Genomic DNA, 17,959 nt, shown 5'->3' on the forward strand with positions numbered 1-17,959 from the left:
CAACGAAATCCGTATGTGTGTACGCAGTAGTAACCCCCGGAGGCGGCTGATCATCCGCCTCCGACCCGGGCCCCGCGTCCCGCCCACCGTCAACAAGTGCGAAGATGGGTTCTCGGCAGGACAGGGCCCCCACCACAGGGCCGAATAACAAAAGCGGCCGAACACCAGCCGACCGGCCGGTCACACCCCAGCGACGGGGCCCGGCGTACGGCGCACATGCATGGAGGACGTGACGTGGCGAACGACGCCAGCACCGTTTTCGACCTAGTGATCCTCGGCGGTGGTAGCGGCGGTTACGCCGCGGCCCTGCGCGGAGCGCAGCTGGGTCTGGAAGTCGCCCTGATCGAGAAGGGCAAGGTCGGCGGCACCTGCCTGCACAACGGCTGCATTCCCACGAAGGCGCTGCTGCACGCCGGCGAGATCGCCGACCAGGCCCGCGAGGCCGGTCAGTTCGGCGTGAAGGCCACCTTCGAGGGCATCGACATCGAGGCCGTCCACAAGTACAAGGACGAGGTGATCTCGGGCCTGTACAAGGGTCTGCAGGGTCTCATCGCCTCGCGCAAGGTGCACTACATCGAGGGTGAGGGACGTCTCTCCTCCCCCACCTCCGTGGACGTCAACGGCGAGCGCATCACGGGCCGGCACGTCCTGCTGGCGACCGGCTCCGTGCCGAAGTCGCTGCCGGGCCTGGAGATCGACGGCAACCGCGTCATCTCCTCGGACCACGCGCTGAAGCTGGACCGCGTACCGAAGTCCGCGATCATCCTGGGCGGCGGCGTGATCGGCGTCGAGTTCGCCTCGGCGTGGAAGTCCTTCGGCACCGACGTCACGATCATCGAGGGCCTGAAGCACCTGGTCCCGGTCGAGGACGAGAACAGCTCGAAGCTTCTTGAGCGCGCGTTCCGCAAGCGTGGCATCAAGTTCAACCTCGGCACCTTCTTCGACAAGGCCGAGTACACGCAGGACGGCGTCCGCGTGACCCTCGCCGACGGCAAGACCTTCGAGGCCGAGGTGCTTCTGGTCGCCATCGGCCGCGGCCCGGTCTCGCAGGGCCTGGGCTACGAGGAGGCCGGCGTCGCGATGGACCGCGGTTACGTCCTCGTCGACGAGTACATGCAGACCAACGTCCCGACCGTCTCGGCGGTGGGCGACCTGGCCCCGACCCTCCAGCTCGCCCACGTCGGCTTCGCCGAGGGCATCCTGGTGGCGGAGCGGCTGGCCGGTCTCAAGACGGTGCCGATCGACTACGACGGCGTGCCGAAGGTGACGTACTGCCACCCCGAGGTCGCCTCCGTCGGTATCTCCGAGGCCAAGGCCAAGGAGATCTACGGTGCGGACAAGGTCGTCGCCCTCAAGTACAACCTCGCGGGCAACGGCAAGAGCAAGATCCTGAAGACCGCGGGCGAGATCAAGCTCGTCCAGGTCAAGGACGGTGCCGTGGTCGGCGTCCACATGGTCGGTGACCGTATGGGCGAGCAGGTCGGCGAAGCGCAGCTGATCTACAACTGGGAGGCGCTGCCCGCCGAGGTCGCGCAGCTCATCCACGCCCACCCGACGCAGAGCGAGGCGCTCGGCGAGGCTCACCTGGCCCTGGCCGGCAAGCCCCTCCACTCCCACGACTGATCAGTCGAACAGGCGCGACGACCGACCACTTCCGCACTTTCGTAAGGAGCAACTGAAACCATGTCGGTTTCCGTAACCCTTCCGGCGCTCGGCGAGAGCGTCACCGAGGGCACTGTCACCCGCTGGCTGAAGGCCGAGGGCGAGCGCGTCGAGGCCGACGAGCCGCTGCTCGAGGTCTCGACCGACAAGGTCGACACCGAGATCCCGGCGCCCGCCGCCGGCATCCTCGCGTCCATCAAGGTCGCCGAGGACGAGACCGTCGAGGTCGGCGCCGAGCTGGCCGTCATCGACGACGGTTCGGGCGCACCCGCCGCCGCTCCGGCCGCCGAGGCCCCCGCGGCCGAGGCTGCCGCTCCGGCTCCGGCCGCCGAGGCCCCCGCGGCTCCGGCCCCGGCTGCCGAGGCTCCGGCCGCCGCTCCGGCCGCCGCCGCCTCCGGCACCGACGTCACCCTCCCCGCGCTCGGTGAGAGCGTCACCGAGGGCACCGTCACCCGCTGGCTGAAGGAGGTCGGCGAGGAGGTCACGGAGGACGAGCCCCTGCTCGAGGTCTCCACGGACAAGGTCGACACCGAGATCCCGGCCCCGGTTTCCGGTGTGCTGCTGGAGATCGTCGTCGCCGAGGACGAGACCGCCGAGGTCGGCGCGAAGCTCGCCGTCATCGGTGCGGCAGGTGCTGCCCCGGCCGCCGCTCCGGCTCCGGCCGCTGCTCCGGCCGCCGCTCCGGCACCGGCTCCGGCCGCCCCCGCGGCGCCCGCCGCCGCTCCGGCCCCCGCCGCCCCGGCTCCGGCTCCGGCTCCCGCCCCGGTGGCGCCCGCCGCCCCGGCCGCGGCTCCGGCACCGGTCGCCGCTCCGGCCCCCGTCACCCCGGCACCGGCCGCCCAGGCCGCGCCTTCCGGTGACGACGGCGCGTACGTCACGCCGCTGGTCCGCAAGCTCGCCGCCGAGAACGGTGTCGACCTGGGCGCGGTCAAGGGCACCGGTGTCGGTGGCCGTATCCGCAAGCAGGACGTCGTCGCCGCCGCGGAGGCCGCCAAGGCCGCCGCTGCCGCGCCGGCTCCGGCCGCCGCGGCTCCGGCCGCCAAGGCGCCGGCGCTCGAGGCGTCCCCGCTGCGCGGTCAGACGGTCAAGATGACCCGCATGCGCAAGGTCATCGGCGACAACATGATGAAGGCGCTGCACTCGCAGGCCCAGCTGACCTCGGTGCTCGAGGTCGACATCACCAAGCTGATGAAGCTGCGCAACCAGGCGAAGGCATCCTTCGCCGCCCGTGAGGGCGTCAAGCTGTCCCCGATGCCGTTCTTCGTGAAGGCGGCGGCCCAGGCGCTGAAGGCCCACCCGGTCGTCAACGCCCGGATCAACGAGGACGAAGGCACCATCACGTACTTCGACTCGGAGAACATCGGCATCGCCGTGGACGCCGAGAAGGGCCTGATGACCCCGGTCATCAAGGGTGCGGGCGACCTGAACATCGCCGGTATCGCGAAGAAGACCGCCGAGCTGGCCGGCAAGGCCCGCGGTGGCGGCCTGACCCCGGACGACATGTCCGGTGCCACCTTCACGATCAGCAACACCGGTTCGCGCGGTGCGCTGTTCGACACCGTCATCGTGCCCCCGAACCAGGCAGCCATCCTGGGCATCGGTGCCACGGTCCGTCGTCCGGTGGTCATCAACCACCCGGACCTCGGCGAGACGATCGCGGTGCGCGACATGACGTACCTCTCGCTCTCCTACGACCACCGTCTGGTGGACGGCGCGGACGCCGCCCGTTACCTGACCACGGTCAAGGCGATCCTGGAAGCCGGTGAGTTCGAGGTCGAGCTCGGCCTCTGAGCGAAGCACCTGTAACCAGCCTCACCAGCGGCGCCCCCGTCCGGAACTCCTCCGGCCGGGGGCGCCGCCGTATTGTCTAGACACCAGCGGTCGTCGAGGCGGCCTTGCTGGTGCAGCAGCGCCGGATTGCCCAGAAGGAGCCCCTCATGACCCCGCCCGTCGTCCACTCGCTGCGCGAACAGATCCGCGAGCACATCGTGGACGGGATCGTCAGCGGGCGCTGGAAGCCGGGCGAGCGGATCGTGGAGCGCCGCATCGCCACCGAGCTCGAGGTGAGCCAGACCCCCGTCCGGGAGGCTCTGCGCGAGCTGGAGACCCTCCGCCTGATCGAATCGGCGCCCAACAAGGGCGTCCGGGTACGGAATCTGACCGCGGCCGACCTGGAGGAGAGCTACCCCGTACGGGCGGGCCTGGAGCAGATCGCGGCGGAGCTGGCGGCCCCCGGCCTGGGCGACGACTGCTCGGCGCTGACGCCCCACGTGGCGGCCCTGTACGAGGCGGACCGGCTGGCCGACGGCGAGGCCCAGGTGCGGCACACGGTGGCCTTCCACCGGGAGATGGTGCGGGCCGCCGGGAACGCCGTACTGCTGCACACCTGGGAGGGGCTGGGCATCGAGGTGTTCACGGCGCTGTCGATCCGCTGGCTGGGCACGGTCCAGAAGTCGTACGCGGAGGAGCACGAGGCGCTCATCGAGGCGTTCCTGCGGAAGGACCCGCAGATCGGCGTGCTGGTGAAGGAACACGTCCTGGGCTGCGCGCCCCGCGCGTAGGCCCCTTGCCCATCTGTCGCGCCCGGCGCTCGACTGCACAGTCGAGCGCCCTTTTCATCCCTTTTGCGGCGTCACTGCGTGCCCCGTTTCGAGGCACCGCATGCCACTTTCTTCATATCGAGAAGTTTTCCCCTTCAACCCTTTGATCGATCATCGATCAGCGTTTTACAGTTCACTCCGCGGGCCCACCGGCCCCATCGCCCTGTCCTGCCAGTCAGGGCCTTCTCCACCCCCCTCCTCTCCGGAAGGCGGCGATCATGACCGACCCCGTAGGAAAGCTTCCGAGCGAGCTCGACCAGCTCCCGGACCGTGACCCCGAGGAGACCGCTGAATGGGCGGCCTCCCTCGACGCCGTCACCAAGGCCGCCGGCCCGCACCGCGCCGCGTACCTCATGCGGCGCTCGCTCCAGCACGCCGAGGGTGCCGGTCTCGCGCTGCCCAAGCTGCTGGAGACCGATTACGTCAACTCCATCCCGACCGCCGCGGAGCCCGACTTCGACGGTGACCTGGAGATGGAGTCCCGCATCACCGCGTGGAACCGCTGGAACGCGGCGGCCATGGTGACCCGTGGCGCCCGCTTCGGCGTCGGCGGCCACATCGCCACCTTCGCCTCGGCCGCCTGGCTGTACGAGACCGGCTTCAACCACTTCTTCCGCGGCAAGGAGGGGGACGGCTCCGGCGACCAGCTCTACATCCAGGGCCACGCCTCCCCCGGCATCTACGCCCGCGCATTCCTCGACGGCCGGCTCAGCGAGCAGCAGCTCGACAACTTCCGCCAGGAGGCGGGCGGCGAGGGTCTGCCCTCCTACCCGCACCCGCGGCGGCTGCCCTGGCTGTGGGAGTTCCCCACCGTGTCGATGGGCCTCGGCCCGCTCTCGGCCATCTACCAGGCGCGCTTCAACCGCTATCTGGCCAACCGCAACATCAAGGACACGTCGAACTCGCACGTCTGGGCCTTCCTCGGCGACGGCGAGATGGACGAGCCCGAGTCGACCGCGGCCCTCGCCCTCGCGGCCCGTGAGCAGCTCGACAACCTGACCTTCGTGATCAACTGCAACCTGCAGCGCCTCGACGGCCCGGTCCGCGCCAACTTCCGCGTGGTCCAGGAGCTGGAAGGCGCGTTCCGCGGGGCCGGCTGGAACGTCGTCAAGACGCTCTGGGGCAACGCCTGGGACGAGCTGTTCCAGCTGGACACCACGGGTGCGCTGGTACGCCGGCTCCGGGAGGTCCCGGACGCGCAGTTCCAGACGTACGCCACCCGCGACGTCGCGTACATCCGCGAGCACTTCTTCGGCGCCGAGCCCGCGCTCGCCGAGCTGGCCAAGCTGCTCAGCGACGCGAAGATCGCCGAGTGTTTCTACACCTCGCGCGGCGGCCACGAGGCCCGCAAGGTCTACGCGGCGTACAAGGCGGCCGTCGAGCACAAGGGCGCGCCGACCGTGATCCTCGCGCAGACGGTGAAGGGCTACACGCTCGGCAAGGGCTTCGAGTCCAAGAACGCCAACCACCAGATGAAGAAGCTGTCGGCCGACGAGTTCAAGGACATGCGCGAACTCCTCGGTCTGCCCATCCCGGACAGTGCCTTCACCGACGGCCTGGTGCCCTACGGTCACCCGGGCGCCGACTCCCCCGAGGTCCGCTACCTCCAGGAGCGCCGTGCCGCACTCGGCGGCCCCGCTCCGGCCCGTCGCGTGCACGCGGTGGCGCTTCCGGAGCCGGAGGAGCGCGCGTTCAAGGCCCTGTACAAGGGGTCCGGCAAACAGGAGATGGCCACCACCATGGCGTTCGTGCGCCTGGCCAAGGACCTGATGCGGGACAAGGAGACCGGCAAGCGCTGGGTGCCGATCGTCCCGGACGAGGCGCGCACCTTCGGCATGGAGTCGCTGTTCCCGTCGGCCGGTATCTACTCGCCGCTGGGCCAGACGTACGAGCCGGTCGACCGTGACCAGCTGATGTACTACAAGGAAGCCAAGGACGGCCAGATCCTCAACGAGGGGATCACCGAGGCCGGGGCCATGGCGGACTTCATCGCCGCGTCGACGTCGTACGCGACGCACGGCGAGACGATGATCCCGTTCTACATCTTCTACTCGATGTTCGGCTGGCAGCGGACCGGCGACCAGATGTGGCAGCTCGCCGACCAGCTCGGCAAGGGCTTCATCGTCGGCGCCACGGCCGGCCGGACGACGCTGACGGGAGAGGGCCTCCAGCACGCGGACGGCCACTCGCACCTGATCGCCTCCACGAACCCCGCGTCGCTCAACTACGACCCGGCGTTCGCGTACGAGATCGCGGTGATCGTCAAGGACGGTCTGCGCCGGATGTACGGCCCCGAGGCCGAGAACGTCTTCTACTACCTGACGGTCTACAACGAGCCGAAGCAGCAGCCCGCGATGCCGGAAGGCGTCGAGGACGGCATCGTCAAGGGCCTGTACCGCTTCAAGGAGGGCACGCCCGCGAGCGCGGACGCGCCGCGGCTCCAGCTGCTCGCCTCCGGTACGGCGATCCACTGGGCCCTGGAGGCACAGGAACTGCTGGCCGCCGACTGGGGTGTCACGGCCGACGTCTGGTCCGCGACCTCCTGGGGCGAGCTGCGGCGCGAGGCACTGCTCGCCGACGAGGCGATACTCCACGGCGAGCAGCGGGTGCCCTACGTCACCCAGGCGCTCTCCGGCGCGCCGGGCCCCGTGCTCGCCGTCAGCGACTGGATGCGTGCGGTCCCGGACCAGATCAGCCAGTGGGTGGAGCAGGACTGGTCCTCGCTCGGCACGGACGGCTTCGGTCTCTCCGACACGCGTGAGGCGGCCCGCCGGCACTTCGGCGTCGACGCCCAGTCGGTCGCGGTCGCGGCGCTGGCGCAGCTGGCCCGTCGTGGCGAGGTCCCCGCGTCCGCGGTGAAGGAGGCCCGGGAGCGGTACGGACTCTGATCCGGACGCTGTGCCCTCGGACCCGGGCGGGCTCGAATCCCGAGCCCGCCCGGGTTCGAGGGCTTTCCGGACCGCCCCCACAATGGCTCCATGCGCGCTGCCCGGCTCATCAAGATGGTGCTGCTCCTCCAGTCCCGGCCCTCCATGACCGCCGCCCAGCTGGCCCAGGAGCTGGAGGTGTCGGAGCGGACGGTCGCCCGGGACGCCCAGGCACTGTCCGAGGCGGGGGTGCCCGTGTACGCGGAGCGGGGGCGGGCCGGGGGGTACCGGCTCGTCGGCGGGTACCGGACCCGGCTCACCGGCCTCGCCCGCCACGAGGCAGAGGCGCTCTTCCTGTCCGGGCTGCCGTCCGCCCTGCGCGAGATGGGGCTCGACGACGCCGCGTCCGCCGCCCGGCTCAAGGTGTCGGCGGCGCTTCTCCCCTCGCTGCGGGACGCCTCCGCCTCCGCCGCCCAGCGCTTCCACCTGGACGCCCCCGGCTGGTACCAGGAGCCCGTGACCCCCGAACTCCTGCCCGCTGTCGCGGAGGCCGTCTGGGACGACCGGGTCGTACGGGCCCGGTACCGCAGCGCCGGTGCCGAGGGAGACGTGGAGCGGGAGCTGAGCCCGTACGGGCTCGTCCTGAAGGGCGGGATCTGGTACCTCTGCGCCCGTGTGCAGGACACGTTCCGGGTGTACCGGATCGACCGCTTCTCGGCCGTCGCGGTGACCGCCGAACGCTTCGTACGTGACGAGGACTTCGATCTGCCGGGGTTCTGGGACGCGCACTCGACGCAGTTCGCGCGGTCGATCCTCCGTACCGAGGTGACCGTACGGGTGTCCCCGGCGGGAGCCCGGCGCCTGGCGTACACGGTCGACCGGGCGGCAGCCCAGGAGGCACTGGAGCGGGCGGATCCGCCCGGCGCGGACGGGTGGTCCACGGTCACCCTGCCCGTGGAGTCGCTCGACATCGCGTACGGCCAGCTGCTGGCGCTCGGCCCCGAGCTGGAAGTCCTCGAACCGGCCGCCCTGCGCGGCCGGTTCTCGAACGCCGCCGAACGTCTGCGCGATCTGTATCGCTGAAGGGCTTCATTTCGGTGTCTCCGCGTGCGTCGCCCGCCCCCAAGGCCGATGCTTGACCCGTGATGGACGAGACGGAGTTCTGGGAGATCATCGACAGCACCCGCGAGGCCGCCGAGGGCGACCCCGAGGACCATGCCGATCTGCTCGTCGAACGGCTGGTGCAGCTCGACCCCGACTCCGTGCTGGATTTCGCCCGGCACTTCGAGGCCCGCTACAACCGCGCCTACCGCTGGGATCTGTGGGGCGCCGCCGCCGTCCTGCTCGGCGGGGCGAGCGACGACGCCTTCGACTACTTCCGCTGCTGGCTGATCGGCCAGGGCCGGGAGGTGTTCGAGGGGGCGGTGCACGATCCGGACGGCCTCGCCGAACTCCTCGACGACTTCGACGAGCAGTTCGACGGGGACGGCGAGGATCTCGGCTACGCCGCCGACGAGGCGTACGAACAGCTCACCGGAGTGGTCGCACCGGACCTCGGCATTCCGCCCCAGGCCACCGACCCGGAGGGCGTGCCCTTCAGCCTGGAGGACGACTCCGCGCTGGCCGCGCGCTTCCCCTCGCTCTGGGACCGCTTCGGCACCCCCTGACGGACCCGGACGGGCGTCAGTAGTGGGTGCCTCCGTCGATCCGGATCTCCGTGCCGGTGATGAAGGCTCCGTCCTCGGAGCCGAGCATCGCGACGACGCCCGCCACCGTGTCCGGGCTGGCGAAGCCCTCGCCGAGCGCGGGGGTGAGCTTCATGAAGAGGGAGAGGTCGGCGTCGGCGGGCAGGCCCGGGCCGTTGCCGCTCGTCATGTCGGAGGAGATCGAGCCGGGCGCGACGGCCACCACGCGCAGCCCCTGCTTGCTGTACTCGCTCGCCAGGGCGTGGGTCATCGACTGGATGCCGCCCTTGCTGGCCGCGTACGCCGCCATGTAGGGGTGCGCGAAACTCGCCGAGGTGGACGAGAAGTTCACGACGACCGGCTTGTCACCGGCCAGGAGCGCCGGTATCGCCTCGCGGATCATCAGGAAGGTGCCCGTGAGGTTGACCGCGATGATCGTGTTGAAGAAGTCGAGCGTCGTCCGGTGCGTGTGCTCGGAGCGCAGGATTCCGGCCGCGTTGACCAGGACGTCGAGGCCGCCGAGCGCGGCGACGGCCCCGGCGACGCCCGCGCGGACCGCCGTCTCGTCCGAGATGTCGAGGACCGTCGTGGTGAGGCGGTCCGCCGTGCCGTTCGCGACAGCGGTCGCGTACGTGGCGGCGAGACCGGCCTCGCTGACGTCCGCGGCGACGACACGGCCGCCTTCGGCGAGGACGCGGTGGACGGTGGCCTGTCCGATGCCGGAGCCGCCCCCGGTGATGAGCGTGCGGCGGCCTTCATAACGGTTCATGGTGTTCTCTCCCGGTCCTGAGTCCCCCGTCGAGTCTCTTGAGCAGTGACCACCGTACGACTAAGTGGCACGTTTTGCCACTACGGCATTTCATGCACATCGTCACCGTGTGCGTCGGTGGGCGCGCGGTAACCTGCTGGGAATGAGCGCTCAGCAGCAGTCCCTCACCGAACGCCGCAAGGCCGCGACCCAGCTGGACATCGCCCGCGCGGCTGCGGCGCTCTTCGCCGAGCGCGGGCCGGACGCCACGACGGCCGAGGACATCGCGCACCGGGCGGGCGTGGCGCTGCGGACCTTCTACCGGTACTTCCGCTCCAAGCAGGACGCGGTGGGGCCCCTGCTGTCCGGCGGCGCGGAGCGCTGGCGCGCCCTGCTGGAGGCCGCCGAGCCCGGGGCGCCGCTGCTCGGCGTACTGGAACAGGCCGTCACCGACGCGCTGGCCGCCCCGGACGACCGGGCCGCCGAACAGCTGATCGGGACGCGCGGCCTGCTGCGCGCGGCGGCGAGCGACCCCGCCCTGCGCGCCGTCTGGTACCGGGTCAATCAGGACTCGGAGGAGCGGCTCCTGCCGGTGCTGACCCGGCTGGCGGGGCCGGACGCGGACGAGCTGGAGGTACGGCTCGCCGCCGCAGCCGCCACGGACGCGGTGCGGGTGGCCCTGGAGTCCTGGGCGAAGACGGAGGCACCGGCCGCCGGACCGGGCTCCCCGGCCGAGCTCGCCGTCCGCTGCCTGCACGAACTCATGGGCGGCATGCGGTTGTTCAGGCCGTGAGCGAACGGCCCATCAGAACGTCGTCCACGTACCGCCCGTTCAGGAAGAACTCGCCGGGGAGCACGCCCTCGACGGCGAAGCCCTCCGCCGCGTAGAGCGCGCGGGCGGGGGTGTTGTGCCCGAGGACGCGCAGCGTGATGCGGTTCGCGCCCTGGCGCCTCGCCTCGGCGAACGAGGCCCGCAGGAGGGCCCGCGCGACGCCGCGACCGCGCGCCCAGTCGGCCACGGCGAGGCCCTGTATCTGGCGCACGTGTGCGTTGCAGACGAGCGGGGTGGGCGGCACCAGCCGGATGTATCCGGCGATCACGACCTCGCCCTCGGCGTTCCCGGCCTCCGCCACGAGGAAGTCCCCTGGCCGGTGGCCCTCGTCGAAGAAGGGTTCGTACGGGGGCAGGGGCCGCGGCTGGACCGCGTGCAGGGTCGACCAGGTGGCCCGGTCGAGTTCACCCAGCGACTCGTTGTCGGCGAGGGCGGCATGACGGACGGGATGGGTACGCAGTTCGGGCATGCGTTCTACTGTGACACGCGTCGCCCCGTGCGGTCAGCGTGATTTCACGACGCCGGCGGCCCGCCGGGCGGCCGGAGCGCGGCATCACGGAGCCCGGCTGGGGCAGGATGGGGCCATGCCGCACTCCCGTATCGCCGTCACCGGATCGACCGGCCTCATCGGAGCGGCGCTCGTGCGTTCGCTTCTCGCCGACGGACACGAGGTGATCCGCCTGGTGCGCCGGCCGGCCACCGCGGGCAATGAGGTGGAGTGGGACCCCAAGCGCCAGTTCGTCGACGTGGCGGGGCTGGTGGGCTGCGACGCCGTCGTCCACCTGGCCGGTGCCGGAGTCGGTGACCGCCGCTGGACGGAGGCGTACAAGCGCGAGATCCGGGACAGCCGGGTGCTGGGCACGGCGGCGATCGCCGAGGCCGTCGCCTCCCTCGACACCCCGCCGAAGGTCCTGGTGTCCGGGTCGGCCATCGGTTTCTACGGCGACACCGGGGACCGCGCGGTCGACGAGAGCGCTCCGCCCGGCGAGGGCTTCCTGCCGTCCGTCTGCGTGGAGTGGGAGGAGGCCGCGACCGCCGCGCAGGAGGCGGGCGTACGAACCGTGTTCGCCCGCACCGGCCTGGTCGTGGCGCGGGAGGGCGGGGCCTGGGGGCGGCTGTTCCCGCTGTTCAAGGCGGGTCTCGGGGGACGGCTCGGCGACGGGCGCCAGTACTGGAGCTTCATCGCGCTGCACGACCACATCGCGGCCCTGCGCCACCTCATCGACACCCCGGTGCTGTCGGGACCGGTCAACCTGACCGGCCCGGACCCGGTCACCAACCGCGAAGTGACGGCCGCGATGGGGAGGGTGCTGCACCGTCCGACGCTGTTCACCGCTCCGGCGCCCGCGCTGCGGATCGCCCTGGGCGGATTCGCGGAGGACGTGCTGGGCAGTCAGCGGGTGCTCCCCGGTCAACTGCTCGACTCGGGCTTCTCGTTCGCGTTCCCCGGGATCGACGCGGCCATCCGGGCCGCCCTGCGCTGACGCGGGCGTGCGCCCCGGTGCGACGGTGCCCGGTGCGCGCGCTGCTGTGCCCGTATCGGCCATCCTCCTAGCCTCGACCCGAACTCGGGCATTCCGGGGGCCTGTTGGGGGCAAGAGCCTCCCACCAGTCGCACCGACTCGGGGAGGGGCACGTGATCGGCACGGCACATCACGCAGACGTGATCATCATCGGGGCCGGGACAGCCGGCCTGTCCGCGGCCCACCAGCTCAACCGCGCAGGAGTGAGCGTCAGTGTCCTGGAGGCCGCCCCCTGTGTCGGCGGCCGGATGGTCACGCACGACGTGGACGGATTCCGGCTCGACCACCTCGGCCCGCTGCTCAGCTCCGGCTCCCCGGAGCCGGGCCTCACCCCCGGCCTCGACGGGCCGGCGCTCAGGGACTTCGCACCCGGGCTGCTCGTCCACAGCGACGGCCGTCAGTACCGCACCGGCACCATACGGAGCGCGAGGGGCGCACTCAGGGCCGTGCGCACCCGATCGAGCGCCCCCCATGCGCCGCTGGGCGGAGCGATCGACCAGGCGCGGCTCGGCGCGGCGCTCGGCCGGCTGGCCGCCACGCCAGAGTCCCGCCTGCTGGCCCGGCCGGAACGGACCGCCCTCGCCGCCCTGTCGGCGCGCGGCCTCCCGTCCCGTACCGTCAACGGCTTTCTGCGCCCGCTGCTCTCCGCGCTGCTCAGCGACCCCGAGCTCACCACATCGAGCCGCGTCGCCGATCTCGCCCTGCGCGACTACGCGCGCGGTGGGCTCTGCGTACCGTCGGGCGGCTCCGCGGCGCTGCCCGAACTGCTGGCGGCCACGCTGCCGCCGGGCACCGTACGGACCGGCGTGCATGTCACCGCGGCCGGCATCACCGCGGTCCGCACCAAGGAGCACGGGGAACTGCGCTGCCGCTCCCTGCTGCTCGCGACGGGTGCCGGCGCAGCCGCCGAACTGCTGCCCGGGCTGCGGATGCCGTCGTTCCACCCGGTGACGGTGCTGCACCACACGGCCCCCGCTCCCCCGCCGACCGGCACCTCGCTCCTGCTGGACGCGGACCGTTCGGGCCCGGTCGCGCACACCGCGGTCATGAGCGAGGTCGACCCCTCGCGCGCTCCGCAGGGCAGGACCCTGATCACGTCGACGGTGCTCGGCACGCCTCCACCGGATCTCGACCGCACGGTCCGCGGACACCTCGCGGCGCTGTACGGCATGCCCACGGACGACTGGGAGCTGCTCGCGGCCCACCACGATCCGGAGGCGGTCCCCGCGATGCCCGCTCCGCACGATCCGCACCGTCCGGTCCGGATACTCGCCGGGCTGTACGTGTGCGGCGACCACCGCGACACGAGCACGGTCCGGGGAGCCCTGAGTTCGGGCCGCCGCGCCGCGTCGGCGATCCTCGCCGACCTGGGCGTACACGAGGGATACGGGGCGGAGGCGACGCTCTCCACGGCCGCCTGACCGCACCGAAGACTCCATGACGAGAGCCCTCCGGCCGGAGAACACATCCGACCTCTCTCTTGTCATGGCGTACTCACACGCCATACGGTCCTCCCGATTGCCGCTAATCGGGAGGCCGTTGTGCGTCGTGCTGGACCGGTACTGTCCGTTATCCTCAGCCTAGTCATCGGAGCAATAGCTCCCCTTGCCGTGGCGAGCGAGCCGGTTGACCCGCTCGCCGCTGCCGCGTCCGCTCCGCCCCCGGTCGTTCCCCGCCCCACCCAGTGGTCGGACCTCGGCGGGCTGACGACGCTCACTCCGCGGACCCGCATCCTGGTCGAACCGGGCTCCCTCGACCGGACGGCGCTGCCCTCCGGACGCCAGGAACTGCCGGGTCCCGTACGGCAGAACGTCCAGGAGCTCGCCCGACAGCTGCGCACCGAACTCACCGCCGTCAGCGGAATCACCCCGGACATCAGCGGCGACGTGACGCATGCCGGGGACGGCGACATCGTCCTCCGGCTCGCCGACGGCCCCGCGCCGACACCGTTCGGCGCCGAGGGCTACCGGCTCGACAGCGCGGGGCCCGTACGCATCGAAGCCGCCTCCACCCACGGCCTGTTCTACGGCACACGCACCGTGCTCCAGCTACTGCGCGCCACCGACCCCGGCCACCGCACCCTGCCGCGGGCCCGTTCCCTCGACCGGCCGGCCCAGCAGCTCCGCATGGTCCACCTCGACGCGGGCCGCAAGTACTGGCAGATCCCCTATCTGAAGAACCTGATCCGCAGGATGGGCGACCAGAAGCTGAACACACTCTTCCTGCATCTGTCCGAGTCCGAGGGCTTCCGCCTCCACAGCCCCAAGTTCCCCGGCCTCGCCGACCCCGAACACAGCTACAGCCGCGCCGACATCGAGCACCTCAAGAGCTTCGCCGCCCGGCACCACGTCCAGCTGATGCCCGGCATCGAGGTCCCCGGGCACGCGACCGTGATCAGCGAAGCCTTCGGCATCGGCTTCGGCGCCGGCACGGATCCGTGCACCGGGGCCCACACCCACTCCCATCTCACCGCCGACTGGATCATCGACATGACCAGCGAGAAGGCGGTCGGGAAGACCAAGGAGATCGTCGACGAGTTCGCGGGCTGGTTCGACGCCCCGCTGTTCTCCATCGGCGGCGAGGAAGTACCCGGCCAGCTCGCCGACTGCCCGCGCGTCCAGAAGTTCCTGGCCGCCGACCCCGAGGTCTCCACACTCGGCGACCTGCTCAACCGGTACATCAACACCCTCGACGACGTGCTCGCCTCACACGGCAAGCGGACCGCCGTCTACAACGGCTCCGAGCACCTGACCGCCCCCCAGCAGAAGGCGCACGGCCCGATCGTCTTCATCACCTGGGAGGGGACCGGCGCCGAACCGGCCGTCCCCGGGCACGACGAGATCGCCATCGGCCCCTTCTACGACACCCCGAACAACTACCACCACCTGTATCCGGACGAGCCCTGGATGTACGACGGCTGGGCACCGAGCACCGCCCCCGACATGCTCGGCTCCTCCCTGGTCAACTGGGCGGACTACAACTTCTGGGCCGAGGACGGCTACTTCGAGCAGCACATGGCCGGCCCCCGCGCGATCATGGCCGACCGGGCCTGGAACGCCACCCCCACCCCCGACACCGTCACCGGCCTCCGCGCCCTCGTCGCCCGCATCGGCGACCCGCCCGGAATCACCCCCGCCCCGGCGGCCCCGCGGGTGGACGACGGCCGCCCCAGCCATCACTGGACCTTCGACACCGCCGCGTACCCGAGCGGCTGGACCTACGCGGGCAGCCCCGGCAACACGCTCTTCGCCGAGGACACCGCGGGCGGACTGCCGGGCAGCTCCTACATCATCAACAACCCGACGCCCGTGGCCGACGGAGTGAACGGCCAGGCATGGCGCTTCGACTCCGACCGGGACGGCGTCGGCTTCGGCGGCCTGGACGTCGCCGAGCCGTGGACGGCCTCCGTGCAGGTGCGCTCCACCGCCCGCACCGCCGACCAGGTGCTGCTCAGCTCCAAGGCGGGCGCGCTCAAGCTCCAGCAGTACGGCACCGGAAAGGTCGGCCTCACCCGGTACGGCGCCGCCGACCTGAGCTTCGACTACACCCTGCCGCTGAACCAGTGGGTCCAGCTGACCTGGGTGACGGAGCCCGGCCGCACCACCCTCTATGCCGACGGCGAGCGCGTCGGCACCGTCGACGCGTCCGTCCCGCTTCCCCTGCGCTCGATCGGCACCGAGAAGGCCGGCCTGCGCGGAGACCTCGACGACCTCCTCACCTGGGACGAGGCACTGAGCCCCGGCCAGGTGAGGGCCCTCTCCGGAAAGGAATCGCAGTGACCCGCACGCACCGCGGCACCGTCAGACGTACAGGAGTCGCAGCCGCCGCCCTGGCCACCTTCGCCGGCCTGCTCGGAGCCGCCCCCGGCCCCGGGGCGGAACCCGCCACCAAGGACTACGAGCCCACCGTCGAATCCCTCAACAGCCACCCCACTCCCCAGTGGTTCGACGACGACAAGTTCGGCATCTTCATCCACTGGGGCGCCTACTCGGTGCCCGCCTGGGGACCCCGCGGCAGCTACGCCGAGTGGTACTGGGCGTACATGAACTCGCCCGGCAACGCCACGAACACGTACCACCGGGACACCTTCGGCCAGGACACGGACTACGACGACTTCATCGGCCGCTGGAAGGCCGAGAAGTACGACCCCGACGCCTGGGTGAAGCTCTTCAAGGACGCCGGCGCCAAGTACTTCGTCCTGACCTCCAAGCACCACGAGGGCGTCGCGCTCTACGACTCGAAGGTCAGCGGCCGTGACACCGTCGATCTCGGACCGAAGCGCGATCTGGCGGGCGACCTCTTCAAGGCCGCCCGCAAGGACGGCGGGCTCAGGGCGGGCTTCTACTACTCGCTGTACGAGTGGAACAACCCTTCCTACACCGGCCATCCGGTACGCAACCCGTACACCGGGGCCCCCGTCCCGTACACCGGAGCCCCGGTCGTCGACGACTACGTGGACGACTACATGCTTCCGCAGATGCGCGAGCTGGTCGACCAGTACGACCCGGACATGCTCTGGTGCGACGGCCAGTGGGAGAAGCCCGCCTCGTACTGGAAGACCGCCTCGGTCATCGCCGACTACTACAACCGGGCGAAGAACCGGGAGAACCCCAAGGAAGTCGCGGTCGCCAACCGCTGCAAGATCGAGTCGGGCAACCTCGACAGCAAGGAACTCGACTTCCAGACACCCGAGTACACGGTGAAGCCGGACATCGATCCCGACAAGTGGGAGGCGAGCCGCGGCATCGCGCACTCCTACGGGTACAACCAGAACGAGCCGGAGGAGGACCACCTCACCTCCGACCAGCTGATCGACTCGCTCAGCGACATCGTGAGCAAGAACGGCAACCTGCTGCTCGACGTCGGCCCGCGCGCCGACGGCACGATCCCGGAGATCCAGCAGCAGCGCCTCCTCGACATCGGCGCCTGGCTGAAGATCAACGGCGAGGCGGTCTACGGGACGACGTACTGGCACCACGCGGAGGAGCCGACCGGCGACGACAAGATCCGCTACACCGTCAAGGACGGCTCCCTGTACGCGACCGCGCTCGAATGGCCCGGCGCCGAGCTGACCCTCGGCTCGGACACACCGGTCGCGGACGACACCCGGATCACGCTCCTGGGCTCCGACGGAACGCCGCTGCCCTGGCGCAAGGACGACCGGGGGCGGGTCGTCGTCAGGACCCCCGCACAGGGTGCCGGGGCCACGGCCGCCAAGCACGCGTACGTCTTCAAGGTCGCCACGCCGGGCGTCCACAGCCTCGTCCGTACGCGGACCGAGCTGCCGGAGGAGCTCAACCCGGGTGCCACGGCCGACGGCAGCCTGACGGTGACCAACACGGCCAGGAAGCCCGCACCGGAGACCCGTATCGGGCTCTCGGGCCCCGAGGGCTGGACCGTCACCCCCGCAGCGACCCGGGTGGCACCGCTGGCGCCCGGCGCGGACGCGAAGGTCCCGTTCAAGATCACCCCGCCCGCCTCGGCGGCGCCCGGCACGTACACGCTGGACATCGCGCTGCGCCACGACGGGATGCGGACCACCACCCGGGTGACGGTGGAGGTGGCGGCGGAGAACCTCGCGCTCGGCAGGACCGCGACCCAGCAGGCCACCGCCTGGGACGCCCCGGCCGCACGCGCCGTCGACGGCAACACCGACGGCAACTGGGGCTCGGGCTCGGTGACGCACACGGCCGAACCGTCGAACCAGGCGTGGTGGCAGGTCGATCTGGGTTCCGCGGCGGCGCTGGACCAGGTCGAGGTGTGGAACCGCACCGACTGCTGCGCCGAGCGCCTCAAGGACTACTGGGTCCTGACCTCGGACACCCCGATCACCGCGGACGGACTGGAGGAGGCCCGCACCGCACCGGGGGTGACCGCCGTGCACATGACCGGTCAGGCGGGCCGACCCACCGCGGTGGAGCTGCCGCCCGGCACCACGGGCCGTTACGTCCGGGTGCAGCTGGCGTCCGCCACCGATCCGCTGTCCCTGGCGGAGGTCCAGGTGAGGGGCGTCCGCGCGGGCTGAGTCACCCGCAGGCCGCT

The 17,959-nt window shown here is 71.2% G+C and carries 13 protein-coding genes; 11 read left to right on the forward strand and 2 right to left on the reverse strand.

Translation table 11 applies throughout. The features are described from left to right. The first annotated feature begins 234 nt into the window (after nt 1–234). From lpdA to OG230_RS09840, 6 genes are all read left to right on the forward strand, one after another. The gene (lpdA, locus tag OG230_RS09815; protein ID WP_328909769.1) at nt 235–1,623 is read left to right on the forward strand and encodes a dihydrolipoyl dehydrogenase; all 1,389 of its coding nucleotides are present in this window, start codon (nt 235–237) and stop codon (nt 1,621–1,623) included. 60 nt (nt 1,624–1,683) lie between these two features. Then, nucleotides 1,684–3,453, forward strand: a complete 1,770-nt coding sequence (sucB, locus tag OG230_RS09820) for a 2-oxoglutarate dehydrogenase, E2 component, dihydrolipoamide succinyltransferase (protein WP_328909770.1) — start codon at nt 1,684–1,686, stop codon at nt 3,451–3,453. Between the two features lie 146 nt (nt 3,454–3,599). Next, nucleotides 3,600–4,223, forward strand: a complete 624-nt coding sequence (locus OG230_RS09825) for a GntR family transcriptional regulator (protein ID WP_328909771.1) — start codon at nt 3,600–3,602, stop codon at nt 4,221–4,223. A gap of 257 nt (nt 4,224–4,480) precedes the next feature. Then, nucleotides 4,481–7,150, forward strand: a complete 2,670-nt coding sequence (aceE, locus tag OG230_RS09830) for a pyruvate dehydrogenase (acetyl-transferring), homodimeric type (RefSeq protein ID WP_328909772.1) — start codon at nt 4,481–4,483, stop codon at nt 7,148–7,150. A gap of 90 nt (nt 7,151–7,240) precedes the next feature. Further along, complete coding sequence (locus tag OG230_RS09835) at nt 7,241–8,212, forward strand: helix-turn-helix transcriptional regulator (RefSeq protein ID WP_328909773.1); 972 nt, start codon at nt 7,241–7,243, stop codon at nt 8,210–8,212. Between the two features lie 62 nt (nt 8,213–8,274). Then, nucleotides 8,275–8,796 (forward strand): DUF4240 domain-containing protein, encoded by a 522-nt coding sequence (locus OG230_RS09840; RefSeq protein ID WP_328911356.1) that lies wholly within the window; start codon nt 8,275–8,277, stop codon nt 8,794–8,796. 16 nt (nt 8,797–8,812) lie between these two features. Here OG230_RS09840 and OG230_RS09845 read toward each other — a convergent pair whose 3' ends face one another. Next, complete coding sequence (locus tag OG230_RS09845; RefSeq protein WP_328909774.1) at nt 8,813–9,583, reverse strand: SDR family NAD(P)-dependent oxidoreductase; 771 nt, start codon at nt 9,581–9,583, stop codon at nt 8,813–8,815. Nucleotides 9,584–9,725: 142 nt separating this feature from the next. Here OG230_RS09845 and OG230_RS09850 point away from each other — a divergent pair, with 142 nt between their 5' ends. After that, on the forward strand, nt 9,726–10,355 hold the full coding sequence (locus OG230_RS09850; protein ID WP_328909775.1) for a TetR family transcriptional regulator: 630 nt from the start codon (nt 9,726–9,728) through the stop codon (nt 10,353–10,355). On the opposite strand, the gene OG230_RS09855 is transcribed toward OG230_RS09850, so the two are convergent. Then, nucleotides 10,345–10,863, reverse strand: a complete 519-nt coding sequence (locus tag OG230_RS09855; RefSeq protein WP_328909776.1) for a GNAT family N-acetyltransferase — start codon at nt 10,861–10,863, stop codon at nt 10,345–10,347. The two genes, OG230_RS09850 and OG230_RS09855, sit on opposite strands and share 11 nt — an antisense overlap. A 115-nt stretch (nt 10,864–10,978) precedes the next feature. Here OG230_RS09855 and OG230_RS09860 point away from each other — a divergent pair, with 115 nt between their 5' ends. From OG230_RS09860 to OG230_RS09875, 4 genes are all read left to right on the forward strand, one after another. Beyond that, a complete protein-coding gene (locus tag OG230_RS09860; protein WP_328909777.1) occupies nt 10,979–11,878 on the forward strand; it encodes a TIGR01777 family oxidoreductase in 900 nt (299 codons plus the stop codon). Nucleotides 11,879–12,030: 152 nt separating this feature from the next. Beyond that, nucleotides 12,031–13,338, forward strand: coding sequence for an NAD(P)/FAD-dependent oxidoreductase (locus tag OG230_RS09865; RefSeq protein ID WP_328909778.1), 1,308 nt, complete (start codon nt 12,031–12,033; stop codon nt 13,336–13,338). Nucleotides 13,339–13,527: 189 nt separating this feature from the next. Next, nucleotides 13,528–15,696 (forward strand): family 20 glycosylhydrolase, encoded by a 2,169-nt coding sequence (locus OG230_RS09870; protein WP_328909779.1) that lies wholly within the window; start codon nt 13,528–13,530, stop codon nt 15,694–15,696. Next, nucleotides 15,693–17,942 (forward strand): alpha-L-fucosidase, encoded by a 2,250-nt coding sequence (locus OG230_RS09875; RefSeq protein ID WP_328909780.1) that lies wholly within the window; start codon nt 15,693–15,695, stop codon nt 17,940–17,942. The genes OG230_RS09870 and OG230_RS09875 overlap by 4 nt, the downstream gene beginning before the upstream one ends. Nucleotides 17,943–17,959: the final 17 nt, after the last annotated feature.

The sequence above is a fragment of the Streptomyces sp. NBC_00234 genome, from assembly GCF_036195325.1.
Lineage (GTDB): Bacteria > Actinomycetota > Actinomycetes > Streptomycetales > Streptomycetaceae > Streptomyces.